Origin of the sequence: Paenibacillus alvei DSM 29 (assembly GCF_000293805.1) — a bacterium.
GTDB classification, from domain to species: domain Bacteria; phylum Bacillota; class Bacilli; order Paenibacillales; family Paenibacillaceae; genus Paenibacillus_B; species Paenibacillus_B alvei.
Map to the genome: position 1 here is coordinate 66,152 of NZ_AMBZ01000013.1, position 23,647 is coordinate 89,798.

The 23,647-nt window shown below is 49.1% G+C and carries 18 protein-coding genes and 2 pseudogenes; 16 read left to right on the plus strand and 4 right to left on the minus strand.

Annotation, left to right across the window (positions count from 1 at the left end; genetic code table 11):
• Positions 1–9 precede the first annotated feature (9 nt).
• The 8 genes from PAV_RS28750 to ftsY all read left to right on the plus strand — a co-directional run bounded on the left by PAV_RS28750 (position 10) and on the right by ftsY (position 10,189).
• Positions 10–996: a beta-ketoacyl-ACP synthase III gene (locus PAV_RS28750; RefSeq protein WP_005551883.1), complete on the plus strand. Its 987-nt coding sequence runs from the start codon at positions 10–12 to the stop codon at positions 994–996.
• 77 nt (positions 997–1,073) lie between these two features.
• Entirely contained in the window at positions 1,074–2,006 is a 933-nt protein-coding gene (gene fabD, locus PAV_RS28755) for an ACP S-malonyltransferase (RefSeq protein ID WP_005551884.1), read from the plus strand.
• A 117-nt stretch (positions 2,007–2,123) separates the two neighbouring features.
• On the plus strand, positions 2,124–2,870 hold the full coding sequence (fabG, locus tag PAV_RS28760) for a 3-oxoacyl-[acyl-carrier-protein] reductase (RefSeq protein ID WP_005551885.1): 747 nt from the start codon (positions 2,124–2,126) through the stop codon (positions 2,868–2,870).
• 212 nt (positions 2,871–3,082) lie between these two features.
• Entirely contained in the window at positions 3,083–3,319 is a 237-nt protein-coding gene (gene acpP, locus PAV_RS28765; RefSeq protein WP_005551886.1) for an acyl carrier protein, read from the plus strand.
• Positions 3,320–3,439: 120 nt separating this feature from the next.
• Positions 3,440–4,678, plus strand: coding sequence for a beta-ketoacyl-ACP synthase II (gene fabF / locus PAV_RS28770; protein WP_005551887.1), 1,239 nt, complete (start codon positions 3,440–3,442; stop codon positions 4,676–4,678).
• Positions 4,679–4,690: 12 nt separating this feature from the next.
• Positions 4,691–5,389: a ribonuclease III gene (gene rnc, locus PAV_RS28775; RefSeq protein ID WP_005551889.1), complete on the plus strand. Its 699-nt coding sequence runs from the start codon at positions 4,691–4,693 to the stop codon at positions 5,387–5,389.
• Positions 5,390–5,600: 211 nt separating this feature from the next.
• Positions 5,601–9,173: a chromosome segregation protein SMC gene (smc, locus tag PAV_RS28780; protein ID WP_005551891.1), complete on the plus strand. Its 3,573-nt coding sequence runs from the start codon at positions 5,601–5,603 to the stop codon at positions 9,171–9,173.
• A gap of 14 nt (positions 9,174–9,187) precedes the next feature.
• Positions 9,188–10,189: a signal recognition particle-docking protein FtsY gene (gene ftsY, locus PAV_RS28785; protein WP_005551894.1), complete on the plus strand. Its 1,002-nt coding sequence runs from the start codon at positions 9,188–9,190 to the stop codon at positions 10,187–10,189.
• Positions 10,190–10,268: 79 nt separating this feature from the next.
• Here ftsY and PAV_RS28790 read toward each other — a convergent pair whose 3' ends face one another.
• Both PAV_RS28790 and PAV_RS28795 read right to left on the minus strand, forming a co-directional pair.
• Positions 10,269–12,038: a SulP family inorganic anion transporter gene (locus PAV_RS28790; RefSeq protein WP_005551895.1), complete on the minus strand. Its 1,770-nt coding sequence runs from the start codon at positions 12,036–12,038 to the stop codon at positions 10,269–10,271.
• Between the two features lie 157 nt (positions 12,039–12,195).
• On the minus strand, positions 12,196–12,531 hold the full coding sequence (locus PAV_RS28795) for an ArsR/SmtB family transcription factor (protein ID WP_005551896.1): 336 nt from the start codon (positions 12,529–12,531) through the stop codon (positions 12,196–12,198).
• A gap of 223 nt (positions 12,532–12,754) precedes the next feature.
• Here PAV_RS28795 and PAV_RS28800 point away from each other — a divergent pair, with 223 nt between their 5' ends.
• The 3 genes and pseudogenes from PAV_RS28800 to PAV_RS28810 all read left to right on the plus strand — a co-directional run bounded on the left by PAV_RS28800 (position 12,755) and on the right by PAV_RS28810 (position 15,902).
• Positions 12,755–13,798: an ABC transporter substrate-binding protein gene (locus PAV_RS28800; protein ID WP_005551897.1), complete on the plus strand. Its 1,044-nt coding sequence runs from the start codon at positions 12,755–12,757 to the stop codon at positions 13,796–13,798.
• A gap of 94 nt (positions 13,799–13,892) precedes the next feature.
• A pseudogene (locus PAV_RS35030) lies at positions 13,893–14,905 on the plus strand (FecCD family ABC transporter permease).
• Positions 14,898–15,902: a FecCD family ABC transporter permease gene (locus tag PAV_RS28810; RefSeq protein WP_005551900.1), complete on the plus strand. Its 1,005-nt coding sequence runs from the start codon at positions 14,898–14,900 to the stop codon at positions 15,900–15,902. The pseudogene PAV_RS35030 and the gene PAV_RS28810 overlap by 8 nt, the downstream one beginning before the upstream one ends.
• A gap of 194 nt (positions 15,903–16,096) precedes the next feature.
• On the opposite strand, the gene PAV_RS28815 is transcribed toward PAV_RS28810, so the two are convergent.
• Entirely contained in the window at positions 16,097–17,332 is a 1,236-nt protein-coding gene (locus PAV_RS28815; protein WP_005551901.1) for an MFS transporter, read from the minus strand.
• 311 nt (positions 17,333–17,643) lie between these two features.
• Positions 17,644–17,742, minus strand: a pseudogene (locus PAV_RS37810) (hypothetical protein); the annotation flags it as partial.
• A 341-nt stretch (positions 17,743–18,083) separates the two neighbouring features.
• Here PAV_RS37810 and PAV_RS28825 point away from each other — a divergent pair.
• The 5 genes from PAV_RS28825 (at position 18,084) to PAV_RS28845 (ending at position 23,642) form a co-directional block, all read left to right on the plus strand.
• Positions 18,084–19,499 carry an FAD-binding oxidoreductase gene (locus PAV_RS28825; RefSeq protein WP_005551903.1) on the plus strand — a complete coding sequence of 472 codons (1,416 nt, stop codon included), beginning with the start codon at positions 18,084–18,086 and terminating at the stop codon, positions 19,497–19,499.
• Positions 19,496–20,857, plus strand: coding sequence for a (Fe-S)-binding protein (locus PAV_RS28830; protein ID WP_005551906.1), 1,362 nt, complete (start codon positions 19,496–19,498; stop codon positions 20,855–20,857). The genes PAV_RS28825 and PAV_RS28830 overlap by 4 nt, the downstream gene beginning before the upstream one ends.
• A gap of 110 nt (positions 20,858–20,967) precedes the next feature.
• Positions 20,968–21,924: a GNAT family N-acetyltransferase gene (locus PAV_RS28835; RefSeq protein WP_005551907.1), complete on the plus strand. Its 957-nt coding sequence runs from the start codon at positions 20,968–20,970 to the stop codon at positions 21,922–21,924.
• Positions 21,925–22,321: 397 nt separating this feature from the next.
• Entirely contained in the window at positions 22,322–23,128 is an 807-nt protein-coding gene (gene trhA / locus PAV_RS28840; protein ID WP_306416504.1) for a PAQR family membrane homeostasis protein TrhA, read from the plus strand.
• A 154-nt stretch (positions 23,129–23,282) separates the two neighbouring features.
• On the plus strand, positions 23,283–23,642 hold the full coding sequence (locus tag PAV_RS28845; RefSeq protein WP_005551909.1) for a putative DNA-binding protein: 360 nt from the start codon (positions 23,283–23,285) through the stop codon (positions 23,640–23,642).
• Positions 23,643–23,647: the final 5 nt, after the last annotated feature.

Here is a 23,647-nt window from a genome sequence, read left to right on the forward strand (position 1 = left end):
TGATGCGTGATGAGTTTGCGTTCAGTAGGCATTATCGGTACAGGCAAATATGTGCCTGAACGTGTGTTGACCAATGCCGATTTGGAGAAAATGGTCGATACGAGTGATGAATGGATTGTAACACGTACTGGAATTAAGGAGCGCCGGATTGCGGCGGAGCATGAGGCTACTTCAGACTTGGCATTTCATGCGGCAGAGAAGGCGTTGCAAGCGGCGGGCATTACAGCAGAAGAACTGGATTTGATTGTCGTAACGACGGTTACACCTGACATGGCATTCCCATCCACTGCTTGTCTGGTGCAGAAGCGTCTCGGGGCAACGAAGGCGGCGGCATTTGATTTGTCGGCAGCTTGCTCAGGATTTATATATGGACTTGCCAATGTCAGAAACTTTATCGCGATGGGAACCTACAAATACGCACTTGTAATTGGTGCGGAGTGCCTGTCGCGCATTACGGACTACACGGATCGCAACACATGCATCTTGTTCGGCGACGGAGCAGGTGCAGCGGTACTTGGTCCAGTACCGGAAGGCCGTGGATTCCAATCTTTCGTGCTTGGCGCAGACGGCAACGGAGGAGAGCTGCTGAAAATCGAAGCTGGAGGCTCAAGAATGCCGGCGTCGATCGAGACGGTTGAAGGCAAGCGTCATTTTCTCTATATGAATGGCCGTGAAGTATTCAAGTTCGCTGTGCGCATTATGGGGAATGCGGCTGAGGAAGCGCTTGAGAAGGCTGGAAAGAAGAAGGAAGATATCAGCTTGATGATTCCGCATCAGGCGAATACGCGGATTATACATGCAGCTTTGGAACGGTTGAACTTGTCGGAGGACAAATGCATTATTAATTTGCCATACTATGCAAATACATCGGCAGCCTCCATTCCGCTTGCACTTGCAGAGGCAGCAGAGCAAGGGCGCATTCGAGAGGGAGACACGATTCTGCTCGTTGGATTTGGCGGCGGTTTAACATGGGGAGCTTCGGTTATCGTTTGGTAATGAATGTTCTCTTCGTGAAAATATGAGACAGTTCTGATTCGCACTCATATACGGATATGATTAAGGAGTGGACAAACTTGGGTAAAATTGCATTCGTCTTTCCTGGACAAGGTGCACAAGCGGTCGGGATGGGCAAGGATGTCTATGAAGCGGTTCCTGCTGCGCGCGAAGCGTTCGATACAGCGGAACAAGTGCTTGGATTTCCGCTGAAGGAGCTCATTTTTAATGGGCCGGATGAAGAATTGAAGCAGACAGCGAATACACAGCCTGCACTTCTAACGACAAGCTGTGCGCTGTATCGCGCATTTGAAGCGTCCGGAATTCGTCCAGATTATGTAGCAGGACACAGCTTAGGCGAATATAGCGCGCTTGTCGTTGCGGGCGTACTTTCCTTTGAGGATGCAGTCGCCATCGTTCGCCAGCGCGGGCAATTCATGGAGCAGGCTGTTCCGAATGGACAAGGCGCCATGGCTGCTGTGCTTGGAGCAGAGCGTGAACAGTTAGGCGCATTATGTGATGATATTAGCCGCACAACGGGCTCTGTTGAGATGGCTAATATCAACTGCCCTGGACAAATCGTTGTGTCAGGAACAGTGGAAGGCGTTGCAGCTGTCATTGAGCGAGGGAAGGAAGCTGGCGCGAAGCGCGTGAAGCAATTAGAGGTTAGCGGTCCATTCCATTCCTTGCTAATGAAGCCAGCCGCTGAAAGACTGGGAGAAGCGCTTCAAAAGATAGACTTCCATGATGCAGCAGTGCCCGTCGTTGCCAATGTATCTGCCCGTCCTGAGCAAGGAGGAGAGCGCATTCGTGAACTGCTCGTTGAGCAGGTGTTCTCGCCAGTATTATGGGAGGAAAGTGTACGCTACATGATCGAGCAAGGTGTAGGCACTTTTATTGAGCTGGGTTCCGGATCCGTGCTTGCTGGATTGATTAAGAAGATCGACCGTTCGGTTAAAGTAGTATCGCTCAACAGCCTTGAGGCAATTAAAGCGTTCCATGCAGCTGAATAGCGGTTTTTTATAGAAAAGAGTTTTTTAATTAACTAGCACTTGTACTGATAAATCTAATGAAGCTGGGCGCAACCCGCTGCGGTATGCGCCCGGAAAATATAAGGGAGGAACATGACCATGTCGAGCTTTGAAGGCAAAGTGGCGGTTGTCACAGGCGCTTCTCGCGGCATAGGCCGAGCGATTGCGTTATGCTTGGCAGAGGCTGGTGCTGATGTAGTTGTGAACTATGCAGGCAGTGAGGCTGCTGCGAAGGACACAGCTGCAGCCATTGAGGCGCTGGGACGCAAAGCCATCACCGTTCAAGCAAATGTGGGCAAGACAGAAGAGGCTGAGCTTCTTGTGAAAGCAGCGCTGGATCAATTTGGCCGTATTGACATATTGGTGAATAATGCCGGAATTACAAGAGATAATTTAATTATGCGGATGAAAGAGGAAGAATTTGATCAAGTCATCGAAACGAATTTGAAAGGCGTATTCAACTGCGTTAAGGCAGTAACACGTCCGATGATGAAGCAGCGTTCCGGCCGCATTATTAATATCTCGTCCGTTGTCGGCGTACTCGGCAATCCAGGCCAAGCCAACTATGTCGCTGCTAAGGCAGGCGTTATTGGCCTCACGAAGGCATCTGCCCGCGAGCTTGCATCGCGCGGCATTACGGTGAACTGCGTTGCGCCAGGCTTTATTGAGACGGATATGACGGATGCGTTGTCCGATGAGATGAAGGCGCAGCTTCTCAGTCAGATTCCGCTTAACAGACTTGGTCAGCCAGAGCATATTGCGAAGGCGGTTCGCTTCCTGGCATCTGATGATGCGGAATATATGACAGGCCAAACCATTCATGTAGATGGCGGCATGTACATGTAAGAGGCTTCTTCTAGGCTTCTCCGTTCATGGCAGCATGGACGTTAAGCGATATATAGGGTGGAAGTGCAAAATTGCTGATAGATTGGCAATTAGCAACTTTGCCCTAATAATTGGAAATGGCCGTGAGAGATCAGGTCGTTTCTACCAGCAAGCCGTTTTGATATGGCAATTTACAATGTTTTTCGTATAATACCAAAGAGGAGGTGAACCGGATGTCAGCAGAAGTGTTGGAGCGTGTAAAGCGCATCATCGTTGAACGCCTTGGCGTTGATGAAGCAGAAGTTACGCTTGAAGCATCTTTCAAAGAGGATCTTGGCGCTGATTCCCTCGATGTTGTGGAATTGGTGATGGAATTGGAAGATGAGTTTGATATGGAAATCTCTGATGAAGACGCGGAGAAAATTACTTCGGTTGGAGAAGTAGTGAATTACATACAATCTCATACCTAAGTTACCGAGTCCCGTTCTTCGTTAACGGGACTTCTCCTCATTATCGCAATATCTGAGTGCGGCGGGGCCGCATTCTCCATCATATAGAAGCTTGAACTGCAGAAGTAGAGGTGATTCTGATTGAAGCACAGGGTTGTAGTGACCGGCATGGGTGTCGTAACCGCTCTCGGCTCGGAAATTGAGACATTCTGGAACAACTTGTTGGAAGGGAAATCCGGAGTATCTCGTATTGAGGCGTTCGATGTTACAGATTATCCGACGCAAATTGCCGCTTCCGTGAAGGATTTCAATCCGGAAGATTTCATGGATAAAAAAGAAACAAGACGAATGGATCGATTCGTTCAATTCGCGGTAGCAGCGAGTAAGAATGCTTTGGAAGATGCGAAGCTGGATGTCAGAGAACAGACGAATCCAGATCGTGTCGGCGTCATTGTCGGTTCCGGTATTGGCGGTCTTGGTACTTGGGAAGATCAACATACGGTACTGATGGAAAAAGGCGTTAAGCGTGTTAGTCCATTCTTCATTCCGATGATGATTGCGAACATGGCGTCTGGACAGGTATCCATCACAGTCGGAGCCCGTGGACCGAATACAGCGGCTGTATCTGCTTGCGCAACAGGTACACATTCCATCGGTGACGCTTACAAGATTATTCAGCGCGGCGATGCGGATGTAATGATCTGCGGCGGGGCAGAGGCGACGATTCGTCCGATCGGTATGGCAGGTTTCTGTGCGATGCGTGCGATGTCAACGCGCAACGATGAGCCGGAACGCGCAAGCCGTCCGTTCGATGTAGACCGTGACGGATTCGTTATGGGCGAGGGCGCAGGCGTGCTTGTTCTGGAATCGCTGGAGCATGCGCTGGCTCGTGGTGCTCATATCTATGCAGAAGTAGCCGGTTATGGCATGAGCGGAGACGCTCATCATATGACAGAGCCAGATCCGACAGGCGCTGCATTGTGCATGACACGTGCGCTGGCTGATGGCGAATTGTCACCGGAACAAATTGATTACATCAACGCGCATGGCACCTCGACTCCTGTCGGAGACCGTTCGGAAACGAAAGCGATCAAGTCCGCGTTAGGTGACCATGCATATAAGACAGCAGTGAGTTCTACAAAATCCATGACAGGGCACTTGCTCGGTGCAGCAGGCGGCGTGGAGGCGGTTATTTGCAGCTTGGTGCTGCAGAACGGCATGATTCCGCCAACGATCAACCTGGACAATCAGGATCCGGAATGTGATCTCGATTATGTTCCGAATGTAGCTCGCAAAGCCGATGTTCAAGTAGCAATGTCCAATTCATTTGGCTTCGGCGGACATAATGCTACCATTGTCTTGAAGAAATACGAAGCATAAGGAGTCAGACAGTTGAGTGTAGAATTGAAGCAGTTACAACAGAAACTGAACATTCATTTTCGGAACAGACAGCTGTTGAAACAGGCGTTCACCCATGCTTCCTATGTGAACGAACATCGCTTCGGCCAGCACCAAGACAACGAACGCCTTGAATTTTTGGGCGATGCTGTGTTGGAGCTGACAGTGTCAGAATTTTTGTATCACCGATGTCCGACACGGCCCGAAGGGGAGTTGACCAAGATGCGTGCTTCCATCGTATGTGAGCCATCTCTCGTGAAATTTGCCAATCAGCTTAATTTTGGCAAATACGTTCTGCTAGGCAAGGGAGAAGAGCTAACGGGAGGACGCACTCGTCCCGCTTTATTGGCGGATGTTTTTGAGTCGTTCATCGGCGCGCTCTATTTGGATCAAGGCTTAGAGGTGGTGCGGGATTTTCTGCGCGAGCATATATTCCCGCAAATCTCGCTTGACGGTAAGCTGCAGACGAATGATTACAAGACACAGCTGCAGGAGTTAACGCAGCATCACAATTTGGGTTCGCTTGAATATCGAATTATCGAGGAACGCGGCCCGGCACATGAACGTGAATTCGTATCTGAAGTATGTATGGGTGACGAATGCTTAGGCCGCGGAGTTGGCCGTTCGAAAAAGGAAGCGGAGCAGCAGGCAGCGGCACAGGCACTCGAGCAATTAGTCATTCCGAAATCATAACGTACTGTAAGGCCGGCGCGCGTCGTCGGCCAGTTTCGCAGAAAGAGCAAAGAACAGCGCGCGAAGCGAGCGGAATTGGAGCTGCTTACAGGCTGGTTTTTGCTCTTTCTTTGTCCGAAGCTACGTTACCGCGCGGAAAATTGACAGGATGTCCATGCGACGATTCGGATTCGCGATATGGTACAATAATCGTTGAGGTGATCGAAGAACGATGTTCTTAAAAAGGTTGGAACTGGCGGGCTTCAAATCGTTCGCGGATCGGACGGAATTAGAGTTCGTCCAGGGGATTACCGGCGTTGTCGGCCCAAACGGCAGCGGGAAGAGCAACATCTCTGACGCAATCCGTTGGGTGCTCGGAGAACAGAGCGCCAAGTCACTTCGCGGCGGGAAAATGGAAGATATTATCTTCGCGGGCAGTGATGCGCGCAAGGCTGTGAACTACGGAGAAGTGTCATTAACGCTGGAAAATAGCGATAATACGCTTCCACTTGATTTCAATGAAGTGACAGTGACGCGCCGTGTACATCGAAGCGGCGATAGTGAGTATTTTATTAATAAGCAGGCTTGCCGATTGAAGGATATTACCGAGCTGTTTATGGATACAGGAATCGGTAAAGAAGCATACTCCATAATTGGACAAGGCCGAATTGAAGAAATTTTAAGTACTCGTTCTGAAGATCGACGCGGTATATTCGAAGAAGCGTCTGGAATTGTTAAGTACAAATCCCGCAAACGAGACGCGAAAAAGAAGCTGGACGAAACCGAGCAGAACTTGCTGCGCATTCATGATCTGGTCGTAGAACTGGAGGATCAGATTGGACCGCTCAAGGAGCAGTCTGAAAAGGCACGGCATTATAAGCAGCTACGGGAATGGCTGAAAAACAAAGAAATAGCAGTCTATGTTCATCAAATAGAAGAACTTCATGTCTCTTGGCAGCAGGCGAATGAGAAGCTTGCTCAGTTGAAGGAACGTGAATTGTCCTTATCAACTGTAGTAAGTGAGCATGATGCAAAGCTGGAAGTGCATCGGATTGAGTTGCGGAAGCTGGAAGAAGAGCTTGAGAAGCTGCAGGCTACTCTTCTTCACTACAGTGAAGAGTATGAGAAGTGTGAGGGACAAGGCGAGGTTCTGAGAGAGCGCAAGCGGAATCTGACGTCGAATGAACAGCAGATGAAGGCAACCTTGACGACGACATCGGAGCGGATGCGTGCGAAGCAGTTGGAAGTACAGTCTGTACGTGAGAAGCTGCTGGCATTGCAGACCGAAATGGCTGAGATTCGTGGCTTAATCGTGGCGGAAGAAACACGGCTAGCTGGTGTAGCTGGAGGGACAAGCTCGGATGCGGAAGAGAGTCTGAAGGGGCAACTGCTCGAGGTTATGAACCAGATGGCCCAGCAGCGCAACGATATTCGGTACTATGACCAGCAAAAAGAAGCGCTGCAAAAACGTCTCGATAAAATGAATACAGCTCGAAACAAGCGCGAGCAGGAGAAAAAGGATCTTCAAAAGAAGGTAGAAGATGCGAAACGCCGCAGTGAAACCCTCATGGAAGACCTTGCTTATATTCGAAACCGTTATATGACTGAGAGTGAACAGCTGAAGCAGGATGAGGCGCTTCTCGGCGAAACGGAGCAGGCCGTTCGCAAATGGCAGCAAAAAGCGGATGCAATGGTGTCCCGTCGTGATACGATGCAGGAGCTTCAAAATGATTTTGACGGCTTCATGCTCGGTGTAAGGGAAGTGCTTAAGGCCTCCCGCCGTCCAAACGGACTGCAGGGCGTGCACGGCGCTGTTGCCGAACTGATTCGCGTACCGGAACAGCTGGAGACGGCGATTGAGACGGCACTCGGTGCAGCCTTGCAGCACATCGTTATGGAGAATGAGGCAGTATCTCGGAACGCGATCATGTTCCTAAAGCAGCGCCAATTAGGCCGAGCGACTTTCCTGCCACTGGATGTTATCCGTCCGCGTTCGCTGCATGATACAGATCGCCGAATCGTGAATGGAGCGGAAGGGTTCGTCGGTGTAGCAGCAGATCTGGTTAAGTCAGACGCTGCCTATGCCAGCATTGTTGGGAGCTTGCTCGGGAATGTCGTGATCGCGGAATCGCTGGAGGACGCAAACCGAATTGCAGCGAAGCTCCAATATCGCTATCGTGTTGTGACGCTAGAAGGCGATGTCGTCAATGCCGGCGGCTCTATGACAGGCGGAAGCTTGAATAAGAAGAGTGCGAACCTGCTCGGACGTCAGCGTCAATTGGAGCAGCTGGAAGCAGATATTAAGGAAGCTGAAAAGCAGTTGGCCAAGTTGACGGAAACGTATACGGAACTGAAGCAGCGCACAACGACTGGTTTGAAGCGGCTGGATGATCTTCGAGAGCAAGGAGAAACGAAGCGCATTAATGAACAGCAGCTGACAAGCGAGATTGCACAGCTGGAGAAGGAAGAACGCCAGCTGTCAGAAACGCTTGAGATGGAGCAGCAAGAGCTGGCGCACGCGGCAGAGGAGATGTCCATGCTGGATGCTGGCCGTCGTACTGCGGAGGCGCGGCTTGCCGAGCTGAAAATTGATGAAGATCGGCTGCATGTCTCGATTGAGACAGCGGAATCCGCACGCAAAGCGAACGAGTCAGAGAAGGAAGTGCTGCAATCGCAGCTTACGGATTTGAAGGTTCGTCAAGGCAAGCTGGATCAGGAATCGTTCTCCCTGCAGGAGCAGTTGACGCGATCCGAGCAGGAAGCGAAGGCGTATGAACAAGAGTATACGCAGTTGACACAAGGGTTGATACAGGTTCAGATTGATCTGGAAACGGCAGAGCGCGAGACGATGAAGCAGACGGAAGACTTAAATCATTTCAGCGTGAAGAAGCAGGAAACGGGTAAACAGATCGAGTTCAAGCGTGCGGATCGTGCGCAATGTGTTGCTCGATTGGAGCTTGCCGAGAGTGATACAAAGGAACAGCGCACAGAGTTGAAACAGGTGGAAGAGTCCATGCGCCAAACCGAAATTCAAGCGAATCGGCTTGATGTTGAGCTGGATAACCTGCTGCGCAAGCTGAGTGAAGAGTATGAAATTAGCTTTGAACTCGCAAAGCATCGGTACGTTATGCCGGAAAATATTGAGGAAGCAAAGCAGGAAGTGCGTGATTTGAAGAAGCAGATCGCTGCGCTTGGAGAAGTGAACCTTGGTGCAATCGACGAATTTGAACGAGTAAATGAGCGCTATCAGTTCCTCAGTGAGCAAAAAAATGATCTAATCGAAGCGAAGACGACATTATATCAGGTCATTCGAGAGATGGATGATGAAATGTCAAAGCGGTTCAAGTCTACATTTGATGCGATTCGCAAGCAGTTCGTCGTCGTGTTCTCGAAGTTGTTCGGCGGAGGGCGGGCCGATCTCGTATTGATTGATCCGGATCATATTTTGGAAACGGGAATTGACATTGTGGCACAGCCACCAGGCAAAAAGCTGCAGAACCTGCAACTGCTGTCCGGTGGGGAGCGCGCACTGACAGCAATGGCGCTTCTGTTCGCGATTCTGCATGTTAAGCCGGTTCCATTCTGTGTACTTGATGAAGTAGAAGCAGCGCTTGACGAAGCGAACGTTACGCGATTTGCTCAATATTTGCGTGAATTTTCCGAGCAGACTCAGTTCATTGTTGTCACTCATCGCAAAGGGACGATGGAAGAGGCTGATGTGCTGTATGGAGTTACGATGGAAGAGGGCGGCGTATCGAAGCTCGTATCCGTAAAGTTGGAAGATGATGAAGCAATCATTGCATAAGGGGCGGAGAGGACATGAGTTTTTTTAAGAAGCTGAAGGATAGCATCGCAGCGAAGACGGAGTCCGTAACGAATATATTCAAGGAAGGCTTGGAGAAAACTCGCAAAGGGCTCGTGGAGAAGGTAACGGAGCTCATTACGCGACGCAAGAAAATCGATGAAGCCTTCTATGAAGAATTGGAAGAAATCTTAATTGGTGCCGATGTCGGCGTGACGACCGTTATGAACTTGATTGACGATCTTCGCGATGAGGTGAAGAAGCGAAAAATCGAGGACGCTGCTGATCTGCAGCCGGTATTGTCCGAGAAGCTTATCGGGCTTCTGCGTGGCGATGATTCCAACAAACTGAACATAAATCCGAATGGAATGACCGTCATTCTGTTCGTCGGTGTTAATGGCGTCGGGAAGACGACTACGATCGGAAAGCTGGCGCATCGTTTCAAGCAAGAAGGCAAATCCGTTTTACTTGCGGCGGGAGACACGTTCCGCGCTGGTGCAATTGAACAGCTGGAGGTATGGGGACAACGTGCTGGGGTTGACGTCATTAAGCAGCAGGCAGGCTCTGACCCAGCGGCAGTGATGTACGATGCAGTGCAGGCAGCGAAACAGCGCAATGTAGATGTGTTATTGTGCGATACAGCAGGACGCTTGCAGAACAAAACAAATCTGATGGAAGAGTTGAATAAGATCTTCCGCGTCATTCAGCGTGAAGTGCCAGATGCTCCACATGAAGTATTGATGGTGTTGGATGCAACAACGGGTCAAAATGCACTGAATCAAGCGAAGCTGTTTGGTGAGAAAAGCGGCGTTACCGGTTTAGTGCTCACGAAGCTGGACGGTACGGCGAAGGGCGGCATAGTCATTGCGATCCGTCAAGAACTGAACCTGCCAGTAAAGCTGGTTGGTCTCGGCGAGAAAATGGGAGATTTGCAGGAATTCGATTCCGAGCAGTTCGTTCATGCTTTGTTCGCAGGACTGATTGCAGAAGCGGAGCAGGAAGAAGAACAGCAAGCATAAGACCATTCAGGTAGAAAAAGGCGTCCCAGTCAGGGACGCCTTTTTATGAAATGATATTGGTTAGAATATCGTGCACTCATCAAATTTGCAAAGTACTTCGCTGTGATAACGGCTGTTTGGATAGCTCCGGCAGTGACTGAGCACAGCATAATTGCTTGCACTCCCGAAAGGCAAAATGTGTACAGCCTTGGCATTGGGATAGCGCAATCCGAGATAGAGCGTAATCAATGGCTGTGCCTGTTCTTCTGAAAAAATGCTCTGTCCCGATTAAGGCTTGCAGTCCCGTTTTGTGCATCATTTGCGCTGGCTGAGGAGCAATCCCAGTAATAAGCACGATCCCGCCTTGCTGCTGGATACGGCTCACGAATGCGGATAGATGCGCAGCTGCTGTTGTGTCCAAATACGGTACACGCCCCAGCCGTAAAATTAGCACATGCGGTGTATCCTCGCATTGTGAGGATAGTGCTTGCTCCAACGTGTGGGCAGCGCCAAAAAACAGCGTCCCCTCAACACTGACCATACTAATTTGCGGACATTTCCGACCGTCCTTTACGACGCTTGCAGATACTTTGGCTTTCTGATCCTGCGGATCAGGCAGAACCTTATCGACCTTTACTTCTTCACTCATTCGCTTGATAAACAATATGATGGCGATCGCAAGCCCAGCCTGAACGGCGACCGTCAGATTCATGAACACAGTCAGCAAAAAGGTAACAACTAAAATAAGCGAGTCTGCTGTTTTCGTTCGTGCAATCTTGGCAAATGTTTTTCGCTCGCTCATATTCCAGGCTACCAGCATCAATATCGGGGCCATTGCAGCCAAGGGAATAGCTGAAGCAAAGGGAGCAAGGAAGAGCAGCACGAGCAGTACGACGATGGCATGTACCATACCGGATATAGGAGAAGCAGCTCCACTGCGAATATTGGTAGCTGTGCGTGCAATTGCCCCGGTTGCCGGTATTCCCCCGAACAACGGTGCGATCATATTTGCAATGCCTTGCCCGATCAACTCTCGATTGCTGTTATGTTTTTCACCAGTCATACTGTCGGCAACAAGTGCAGACAACAGAGACTCCACTCCGCCGAGCAGTGCAATGACAAAAGCAGGCTGGAGCAGTAAAAGGATACGATCCCAACTTAATGCTGGCCAATGGAAGTCAGGAATACCGCTAGGTATCGCGCCGAATGTCGTACCAATCGTAGCAACCTGGTTCGGATACAGCCAAGCAGCAATAAGGCTTGATAAAAGAAGTCCTACCAGGGAAGCTGGAACCTTGGGCATGTACTTGGGTACGAGAAGAAGGGCAACAAGACAAATACAGGATGTCAGTACACTGTACAAGTTGGCCGCTGGGATATGAATGATCAGCTCACGCATATTGGCAATGAAGCTGTCTTGCTTCTCAAGGTGAAGCCCTAAAAAGTCAGCAATTTGACCTGTAAAAATAATGACGGCAATCCCTGAAGTAAAACCGATGGTTACAGGCCGCGGGATGAAGCGGATGACTGCCCCTAAGCGCAGCAGTCCCATTAAGACAAGCATTACTCCCGCAAGAAAGCCAGCGATCAGCAGGTTTTCAAACCCATATTGCATGACAATTGCGAATAATATCGGAATAAATGCACCGGTAGGGCCTCCGATTTGAAACTTGGATCCACCAAGCAGCGAAATAATAAATCCGGCGATTATGGTTGTATATAAGCCGTATTCAGGCTTAACGCCGGAGGCTATGGCGAATGCCATGCCTAACGGGATGGCAACGACACCGACGATCATGCCTGCAATCATGTCTTTTCTAAAAGATTGCCAGCTGTATTCGGCATAGCGACCGCGCCACAACGGTTTCATGTATGACTCCCCACCATTTCTAAATATTTGATTATTTGAATATTTAAAATGATAACGGTGATTCGCATACCTGTCAAAGCGTATAGGAAGGGATGTGGTGTGCTTTTATACAAGAAAGAGAGGAAACAGGAGTCGGGGACTCATATTCCTCTCTTTTTTAGGACGATTCTTGGTTTTTCATGTTTTTCAACATAGATATGGAATTGACTAAGTGGTTATTGAAGATTTGCTTCGCGACTTGAAGTAAATCCTTGATCATCGGGTCACGCAAGGAATAAATAACAGAGGTTCCATCCTTAACGCCATACACGACGTTTTTGCCGCGCAGAACGGCCAACTGCTGAGAAACAGAAGATCCTTCCGTTCCGAGTATGGATTGAATTTCGTTAACTGTTTTATCTCCTTCGCATAGGATCTCCAGAATCTTTATCCGCAAAGGATGCGCTAATGCTTTGAAAAACTCCGCCTTAAAATGCTGAATATCCGGATACATGTTGGCTTTCTCCCTTATTCACAATAAAAGAATCCAATACAGGTTAGTGTTAGTTTACCACAAAACGAATGCTAGCGAAAAAGGGATTGCAAAATCAAGTTCAAATCAGTCTTCTCATAGAAAGAAATGTAAACAAAATTTATAATACCATAAAATACTATAATTTATATTTAAAGATTACATTGACAGTTAGATCAAATCACAATATGATGAACAAGTGATAATGATTCTCAATGTTGATGTAAAGTGTATACGGCATCATGTTGGACACCAGGGGGTAGTAACTTTGAAAAAGAAATATCAAGCGGTACTGGCGATATTATTCACAGTGCTTCTCGTCGTGGGATGCGGCTCTCAAGCAAATGGGGGCAGCCAAGCCGACGATAGTCAACCAGCCGCTAAGAAAACAGAAGCCGCGCGAGAAATTAAGCACGAGCTAGGTATGACAGAGGTGAAAGGATCGCCGAAGCGGGTCGTAGTGCTCGAATTTTCCTTTGTCGATGCGCTTGCATCACTTGATTTGAAGCCTGTCGGCATTGCCGATGACGGAAATAAAGATCGAATTTTGAAGACGCTAGCAGATAAGATTGGAGATTATACGTCAGTTGGAACGCGCAAGCAGCCAAGCTTGGAGGTAATAAGCTCCCTGCAGCCGGATTTGATTATCGCGGATTGGAAACGTCATAAAGCAATTTATGAAGACTTGAAACAAATTGCTCCTACAATCGTGCTGAAGAGTCTGGAAGCAAGTTATGAAGACAATTTGGCGTCCTTCCAGACGATAGCAGACGCCCTGAACATGAGTGAGGAAGGAAAGCAGCGGTTGGAACAGCATAAGGATAAAATCAATGCTTTGAAGGCTCAAGTGCCGCCATCAGACGAGAAACAGACCGTCATGTCGGCTGCTTTGCGCAAAGAAAGCTTCAAAGCGCATACATCATCCTCCTATGACGGCGCCGTATTGGAAAAGGTCAGTCTGATGAATGCGATACAGGATCCGAAGGAACCCTATGCGGAGCTAACATTGGAGCAATTGCTGAATATCAATCCCGATATTTTGTTCCTGATGAAGACAGACGGAGAGCAAACGATCGTGGACGAATGGTCCGTCAATCCGTTGTGGCAGGAGCTGAAGGCCGTGAAGAATAAAAAGGTCATTGAAGTGGATCGCAATTTATGGACACGCTGGCGCGGCATTGTTGCCGGGGAATTAATGATGGAAGAGGCAATTTCGAAACTGTACGGAAGCGGGAAAGTGGAGAAATAATTTGTAAGACAGGAAACGGGCGAGGTAGGCGTTACTTGTTAACGTCTACTTTTTGTCTGCCCAGGAACGAAAAAAGAAAGGGGCATTGTAACGCATGACGGGATTACGTCACGGCGGTAGGCGCAAGGCGTTCGGCCTGTCGCTGCTGCTTGGCTTCGCATTATTATCGGCAGGGGTCATGATCAATGTGTCGCTGGGCTCCTCCTCGATTTCATTTCCTACTTTGCTGAAGGCTCTGTTCTTCGCGGACAGAACGAAGGAGATGCTTATCGTTCAGGAGATCCGATTGCCCCGTGCGTTAATCGCAATTCTGATCGGTGCCAGCTTGGCGGTCGCAGGTACGATCATGCAGGCGATGACGCGCAACCCGCTAGCTAATCCGCAGGTGTTCGGCGTCAATGCTGGCGCTTCGCTCATAGTGGTAACGTCAACGGTGTTCCTGCCGGAGTTGACGCAGCAGCAGCTTGTTTATTCCGCATTTGCGGGAGCGGCTTTGGGCGGCTTTATCGTGTATTTTATCAGCGCAGGGGGAGATTTAAAGCCGGCCCGACTCGCCATTGCCGGAATGACCGTCCATTTTTTCTTTCGTCCATCACACAAGGATTGATCTTATTTCATGAGAACACAACGGACAGCATTCTCTATTGGCTGGTCGGCGCGATAGGCAATCGGAATTGGCATCATGTTGGTGTGCTTCTTCCATGGGCAAGCATTGGCTTGTTGGGCGCTTTGGCTCTGTCGAAGCCGTTAACGATGCTGAGCATGGGGGATGATGTGGCGAGGGGGCTCGGAGCAAGAATCGAGGCAACGCGATTCGCCGGCGGTCTGCTCGTCATTATTTTGGCGGGAGGCTCGGTGTCCGTTGCCGGCCCGATTGGCTTCGTAGGTTTGCTGGTACCGCACATCGTCCGGCTGATGGTCGGCGTGGATCTGCGTTATGTGCTGCCTTGCTCCGCCCTGTATGGATCGGTGCTGCTGGTGTATGCGGATATTGCTTCACGCTATATCTCGTATCCGTATGAGGCGCCAATTGGGATTGTCACCGCCATGCTGGGAACACCATTCTTCTTGTACTTGGCATATGCAGGAGGGAAGCACAATGAATAGATCTGTAAATATGGCGCGCCGTCATCGGCTCGTCGTGCTCGCGTTAGTTGCGCTGCTTCTCATCATGGGCCTGATCAGCCTTGGAGTGGGGGCGGTCTATATAACGCCGAACCAAGTGATCGAGACGATGTTGGGGCAAAGCACAGACCATGCGTTCATCCTTGGCAAATACCGTTCGCCTCGAATCGTCTTGTCCGTTCTTGTGGGCGCCGGGCTTGCTATATCGGGAACTGTGCTGCAGGGCGTACTGCGGAACCCGCTTGCTTCTCCGGACGTTATCGGAATTACGAAAGGGGCAGGCTTAGCGGCTTGTGCAACCATTATTTTATTTCCTGGGTCATCGGCAATCGCACTGCCTTTATCCGCATTTGCCGGAGCGGCTCTGGTAGCCCTGCTTCTATTTGCATTCGTATATAGGCGCGGAGCTCGTCCCACGACGCTGGCACTGACGGGCATAGCGCTTGGCGCGATGTGCGATGCAGGAATCCAGTACTTCATGTTCAAATACCCGGTCAGCGTCAATGCAGCACTGATTTGGCTTACCGGAAGCATATGGGGCAGAGGCTGGGATGAAGTGATGGGCGTACTGCCGTGGATGCTGGCACTCATCCCGCTTGCGCTGCTGCTGTCTTCGAGGCTGGATGTTCTGAGCTTGGGCGATGATGTAGCGACAGGCCTGGGGGAACGGGTGAAGCGGCTGCGTCTTGCGCTGGTAGCTGTTTCAGTAGCCTTGGCAGGCGCATCGGTGGCCGTTGTCGGCGCAATTGGCTTCGTGGGCTTGATCGCTCCACATATGGCGCGCCGGCTTGTGGGCGCCAAACATGGCATTCTTCTGCCCGTATCGGGCTTGTTAGGCGCCATCTTGGTGTTGACGGCCGATACGCTTGGACGCGCCATCGTTCCGCCAATCGAGTTCCCGGCAGGGTTAGTGACTGCCGTAATCGGGGCTCCGTATTTCCTTTACTTATTGCGCAGAGAACGCAAGATTCGCTCCTAGCCCTCGCCGGCTTTCATAGGTGAAATATGGAGCCGTATGTCAGAGGGTACACTGTTCTATCACGGTGATCATACGATTTGGTTAGCTGACTATATTTCTTCCCAATATATAAATAAATAAGACGAAGAAAGACGGAGAGACCAAACTGGCTACTCCGTCTTGTTACTTGTTAGAAGGCGCAAACCAATGCCAGGTCAGGTAGAATAAGGTGCATGGTTTTCCGAATGTGCTACTTCCTGCTTGCGGCGAAGCAAAAATCCTCCTGCGGAGGACAATAGATACATCGTGCCGCCAACAACATAGACGGCTTGGGGTCCCCAAATATCAGAGATTGTTCCAGCGAACAGTACGGATACTCCGAACAATATGTATGAGATGGTGCTCTGCGCGGCAAAAACATGCGGCTGTTCTTCAATTGGGGTGACCTGCTGTACATATGTACGCTGAGCAATATCACGAAGCTGATAGAATGGCCCAATTAGAACTACTATAGCTAGTGCGACAAATGCTTGCGTGTTCCAAGCATACCCGTATACGAGCAAACTGACACCAAACGATCCGATCAGGATCGTGCCGACCAAATGGTTATGAATGCGTGCAGACAGCTTCAATGTAATGAGTCCGCCAATAATTGTTCCCGCATAATAGGCTGCATTAATATATCCCCACCACGCTTCATCTTTATGGAGCACCTCCTGTGCAAAGACGAGCGTAACACCGCCAATCCATATTCCACCCGCTACTCCTTCAAGAATGTCCATCCATGTAATGACGCGCAGCTTAGGATGCGTGAACAGGTATGTCCAGCCTGCCAGGATAGAGTGCGATTTCTTATTTGATTTCACACTCTCTTCTTGATGGTAAGATAATTTGAAAATGCAGAGGCAGCCAAGAAAAAGAAGACCTGCGGACAATTGCAAAACCAGGGAATGTCCAAGCTTGGCAACCAGTATTCCGCCCATGGTCCATCCGAGTAAAGATAGCATTTGCATACTGGTTGATACCAGACTGTTCGCGTAAACCCGCTTCTCTTCCTCCACCAAGCGCGGATAGAGGGCATTTGCCGCTGCAGAAGCACAGCCCTCTGCGTACCCAATGCCAATAATGGCAGAAAATGAATAGGCGAGAAATAGAGTTGTCGATAACATCGATGCGAGCGGCAATATAGAGAAGGCGACAATCGCCGACAGCGCAAACTGTAATATCAAAAATAAACGTGTAACGTACGCGAGGCTCATGCGGCGATACCAGATCGGTAGCATGAAGCTGCTCGCCAATATCGCCATCGATCGTACGAAGGAGACTGCTCCGGCAAAAGCGGCCGAATCCGTCATTTGATAAACAGCTGCTATCAACGTCATCATATATAACGATCCGGCAAGATTGGCGAAGGATCTGCTGGATAGAAGCGAGTAGAAAGAGCGATTCAAAACCTATCACATCCTCATGTTGTTTCTAATTTTACACATTATAGCATGGATGATTTTGGTTTTTAAGAACTATTTTAAATAAATAATAATAATAAACTGATGTTGGGAATGGAGCAGCTACGAAATTTTTATACCGCCTTCAAGCAGGGCTTCAATTTTGCTCAAATGCTCCAGCATGAGAGTTGTTCATTCTGAGCTGCAATCGCGTTATAGATTTCCCGGTGCTCCTCCAGCAACTGAGCCGTGGATGAGCGTCCTCTGACAACCAAAATGCGCCGAGTCTCCCCCATATGCTCAGCACATTTTTGATGTCATGTGCAGCATTGGGATAAGAATTTCATTGTGGCTCGCTTCAGCCAGCCCATCGCTTTAAGCATACTAAGCGCTTCTCGTATAGTAGAACGGCCTACCGCATATGTTGAGAAAAATACTTCGACAGAAGCAGTTTGTCGCCAGGGGTATAAATTTCACCGCGAAGCTGTTCAAACAGATGCTCTTGAATAAGCTTAGAGCCCTTTTTTTATTTAATTTTCTGCCATGTAACGATATCTTCCTTTTACTGAAATATAAAATCAAAAAATATAAATATTATAAAATTAATTTTAAAATTGAGTGACATTAGTTTCAATCATACGTTATAATATGCCAAAAGTCATCAGATGACCTGAACAATTCAGCAGGTGGAAGATTAGGTTGAATCGTTCACTTCAGATGTTGACTTGGAACCAAGACATCAAGGAGGAGTTCATTCATGATAGCCAATGAAGCACGTGAGCGGCTGCTTAAACTGCTCGGGCCTGAGCGGTATCGCGATGATAAAGAAAGCCTGGTCACACACTCGTATGATGCTACGCCAATGATGCAGTCTTTGCCCGATGCTGTTGTATATCCGGAATCGACAGCGGATGTTCAGGAAATATTGCGCACAGCGAATGAATACCGTATTCCCATTGTGCCGAGAGGCGCTGCAAGCAATTTGTGCGGCGGTACTGTTCCTGTAGCAGGGGGAATTGTCGTAGCGATGACACGAATGAATAAGCTTATTGAAATGGATACGGAGAATCTTACAGCAACGTTCCAGCCGGGATTGAACACGAAGACATTCCATCGTGAGGTCGAGAAGCGGGGATTGTTCTATCCGCCAGACCCAAGCAGCATGTCCATATCGACATTGGGCGGCAACATTATGGAGGGCGCCGGGGGACTGCGCGGCTTGAAATATGGAACGACGAAGGATTATGTGATTGCGCTTGAGGCGGTGCTGCCGTCCGGTGAAGTGATTCGTACGGGAGGAAAATTGTACAAGGACGTTGCCGGCTATGATTTAACGAAGCTGCTGGTCGGCTCGGAGGGAACTTTGGCACTTATTACGGAAGCTACGGTCAAGATGCTTCCAGCGCCGGGCATCCGCAAGACGATGCTCGTATCCTATAAGGATATTTATGCAGCTGCACGCAGTGTATCTCGGATCGTGGGCGCGGGCATTATTCCAGCTACGCTTGAATTTATGGATCAGCCAACGATTCGCGTAGTTGAGGAGTACAATCACATCGGCCTTCCAACGGATATGCAGGCTGTGCTGCTTATTGAGCAGGATGGACAAGACGAGAACGTTGTCATGCGCGATATGGAAGCGATTGCAAAGATATGCAATGAGGACGGTGCAGACAGCGTCCAGACTGCGAAGGATGAAATGGAGGCAGAGCAACTGATGAAGGCTCGTCGCAGTGCATTGTCTACATTGGCGCGTATTCGTCCAACGACGATTTTGGAGGATGCAACCGTTCCTCGTTCGAAGATCGCTGAAATGGTGCTTGCGATTAATCGCATCGCCGAACAATATGGAGTGAACATCTGTACTTTCGGTCACGCCGGAGACGGAAATCTTCACCCAACCTGTCCAACGGATGCTCGCAACGAAGATGAAATTCATCGTGTTGAGCAAGCATTTGCGGATATTTTCGAGGAAGCGATTCGTCTAGGCGGCACCATTACAGGCGAGCATGGTGTAGGAACGGTAAAGGCTCCGTATCTGGAATGGAAGGTGGGATCTGCAGGCATCGATATCATGAAAGGGATCAAGCAAGTTTTCGATCCGAATGGCATTATGAATCCAGGCAAAATATTTGCCAAAGCTGCTCGTAAAAGGCTGGTGGTCTCCCGATGAGTCAACAACAATCAGAGGCGAACAATCTACTGCAGAAGGAGCTCGTTAAGACGCTCGACTACGAGCAGCTGATGAACTGCATGCGATGTGGATTTTGTCAGCCGACCTGTCCGACTTATCAAGAGACTGGCTTGGAGGCAGCATCTCCACGCGGACGCATTGCCCTCATGAAAGCAGTAGCCGATGGCATTATGGAGCTGGATGAATCGTTCCAGAAGCAGATGAACTTGTGCTTGGGATGCAGAGCTTGTGAGCCGGTATGTCCTTCAGACGTCAAGTACGGACGGCTGCTTGAGCAGACGAAAGAGGCGATGCATGCGCATCATAATCCGCCGATGGCGGTTAAGGGACTGAAACGAATTGCACGCCCCGTATTTATGAAGCACAATCGTCTGCTGCGAATAAGCAAGCTGTTGCAAACCTATCAGCGTTCTGGCTTGCAAAGCTTTGCTCGCAAGAAGAACCTGCTTCGGTGGCTTCCTCCGCAAATGCAAATGATGGAGCGCATTTTGCCGGAAGCGGACAGTCAAGGTGTTGTGAAGCGGGCGGGTGGACGCCATTTCTTGGCGAAGGGCGAGAAGCTGGGTACAGTAGGGCTGTTCCGCGGTTGTATTATGGACGTTTTGTTCACCGAAACGAACGTGAATACGATCCGCTTGCTGACGGAATCCGGCTATGATGTCATTATTCCGGAAGCACAGGGCTGCTGTGGCGCGTTGTTTGCTCATGGCGGAGGCGATACGGCTACGGCTGTGGATTTAGCAAAGCAAAATATTGCGGCATTCCGAGATGCTGGCGTTGATTACATTGCTTCCAATGCTGGCGGATGTGGAGCGTTGCTCGTTGAGTACGATCATTTGCTGAAGGATGAGTCGGAGTGGGTGGAGCCGGCCCAAAAATTTGCGAAGCAAGTGAAGGATATCAGTGATCTCATTATGCGTTCACAGCGTTGGAGCAATCTCCCGGTTATGCCGTTAGGCAAAAGTGGAACGAGAGCAGAAGAAGCTGCTGAAACCGTTACTTATCAAGATTCCTGCCATTTGCGAAATGTAATGCGATCATCCAATGGCCCTCGTCAATTGATCCGCCGTATTTCGGGCATACAGTACAAGGAATTGGAAGGCGCAGATGTATGCTGCGGATCCGCAGGTATTTATAACATTGTACAGCCAGACATGGCGAATTCAATCGTAGATCGGAAGATGGATGCCGTTCGCGATACGCAGGCCTCGATTATCTTGACGAGCAATCCCGGATGCCTGATGCAGATGAAGGTTGGCGTAGAACGGGACGGTGTAGCTGAAAAAGTGAAGGTCATGCACGTCGTAGATTATTTTGCGGAAAAAATGTTGAAGTAATATTTCACATTACCTATAATTATATTGTAATAATATTTCATAAAATAGTAACAGACATCAATGCAGTCAATTTGCGGGGAAGATTGACTTCATCGTAGGAGGGGTTGAATGTGAACGTCATTCCACTTAATGAAGCATGGGCGGATCCAATGTGCGAGCTGTGGAACCGTGAACTGGGCGATCTGTTCCCAATGAGACAACAGCTGTTTTTGCAAAATAGCTTTCGAGATGTAAACGTTTACTTTCCTGGCTCCTGGATCGTCCAAAATTCAGACGGCTCCATTCTTGGTTTCATCATTGCAAAGAAATGGAAGGAAACAGAACGTGAGATGAAGCTTGGAGAAGGAGGAGGCTGGATTCAAGCTCTTGTCGTTCGTTCCGAAGCAAGGGGGCAGGGGATAGGCTCCGAATTGCTCGCACGGGCCGAACAGGCATTGCGTGAAGCGGGCGCTTCTCAAGTGTTTATTGGACGCGATCCGTGGCATTATGTACCGGGACTGCCGAAGGCGCTGTCCATGCATCGCCCATGGCTGGAGAAGAGAGGATTTAAGCAGCTCTACGAGGTTATCGATATGCTGTCTTCCGAAAAGACAGAGCTGTTGGCAACCCCTGACTTTGCAGATGGAGCGGTCATTAAGCTGCTCGAACCAGAGGACAAGGAAGAAATGCTGAAATTTTTCCGCCGCTGCTTCCCGGGAAGATGGCTGTATGAAGCACAATGCTATTGGGAGCGCGGAGGACAGGGAAGAGAGTTCATTGGATTGTTTCAGGGCAGTGAAATGATAGGCTTCTGTCGCGTCAATGATGAGCACTCTCCGCTTATTGCACAAAATACGTATTGGGCACCGCTTTTCGAAGAACCGTTAGGCGGCATTGGGCCGCTCGGCGTAGATGATCAGTACCGCGGCAAAGGATACGGTCTCGGCTTAGTTAAGGCGGGCATTGCAGAATTACAGCAACGCGGCATGCGCCAGTTAGTTATTGACTGGACAGAACTGGTTGACTTTTATGCGAAGCTTGGATTCCATACGTGGAAGAGCTACGACCTAATGAGCAAGGCCCTGTAAGCAAATTGAAAAGGAGAGTTCAAAAAGGCCGTGCTGATATTGCCTTCATATATCATCGTGATCATAAGCGTGCTTTTTGAACATTTCTAAAGTATAGAAACGATGCTGGAAATATGGAGTTAACTGCGGCAAAGTCTAGTTGCGACTATCGGGCAGAACGGGAATCTCTACCTATTTTGACTAAGCTGATAGGTAGATGGCAACATCTGATTCGATTTCTCGTTGGAGGGATATTTCCATCGTTTTCGGCACAGCTATAACAGCTATAAGAAGCCCTGGCAGATCCATACGTGCTGGGGTTTTATCTATAATGGGGGAATAAATATAATTGCACGTTATTGACGTATTGTTTAAGTGTTTGCGTCCTATTAATAGGATGCGGCTGTGCAGTCTTTGGATGATGCAAGAGAAAGCCATCCGATTTATGAAGAGCCTGTACAAGTTAAACAACGAACCGACTCGTCTCCCTGTTCTCACCGACGATGTCTGCTCCGCATATAATGTGATCCGTCGTGAATATGGGCGTATGCACAGCAGGCAGCTAGAGTGCCGCGGGGAGGAGCGACTTATGAAGTGGGGACGCAATATATCTGGGGAGGAACGGGCGAACGTGATTACCCATGCTGCCGGATTATTGTTCAGTCTATGGGCGCTTGGAGTATTGATTGGCGCTGCATGGGAGCGTGGAACGATAGCGCATGTCATCGGGGCTTCTGTGTATGGAATTACCTTGACTATTATGTTTACAACCTCGACGATGATGCACAGTATGCCGGAGGGCAGGACTAAGTTCCGATTTACCATCCTCGATCATATGGCGATCTATTTGTTTATTGCTGGAACCTACACGCCTTTTATGTTGATTGTATTACAGGATGAGTTCAGCCAGCAGTTGTTTGGCCTAATATGGGGAACTGCGATTGTCGGCATGATTTATAAAGCTTTTTATACAGGCCGCCATATGTGGTTTTCGACAATTGGTTACGCAGTAATGGGATGGCTCATGGTAACGGTATGGGACAGCTTAATGCAGGCGATACCGTTTGAAGGGGTTATGCTGCTAGTCATGGGAGGGGGATGTTATACAGCGGGCATTCCGTTCTTTGTATGGCGCCGCTTGCCCTATCATCACGCCATTTGGCATTTGGTCGTTTTGGCTGGTTCAATCTTGCATTTTATATGTATTTACCGTTATGTGATATAGGAGTAATAGTCGTCTCCGATCACCGAATGAAAGGCTTCAAAAATATTTTTCTCCTTGTTAAGGTTCAACCCTTGACATGATGCTGTGATTTCGGTATGATAAGAAACGTCGATGGGCTGTAAAGTGTTTTTCCTTTACGAAAGGGGTGGCCCGTATGAACGAGGAACAGATACTTGCTAAGACGAACCGCATTAATATGCTGTTCGACTTCTATGAACCACTGCTTACTGAGAAGCAGCAGACGTTCCTAAAATGTTACTTTCAAGATGACTTTTCATTAGGCGAGATTGCAGCCGACTTCGGCATTAGCCGCCAAGCGGTATATGAACATATTAAGCGGGCGGAGCAGACGCTTGAATCTTATGAAAGCAAGCTCGGCTTATTGTCGAAGTTCGAGCGTCGGACAGAGATCGTGATGACGCTGCAACATAAATTGAACGATATGGATACCATACCCGACCCGCAGCGCGCGGAACTGCAGACGATTGTCCGTGAACTGCAGGCGTTGGATTAAGGGAA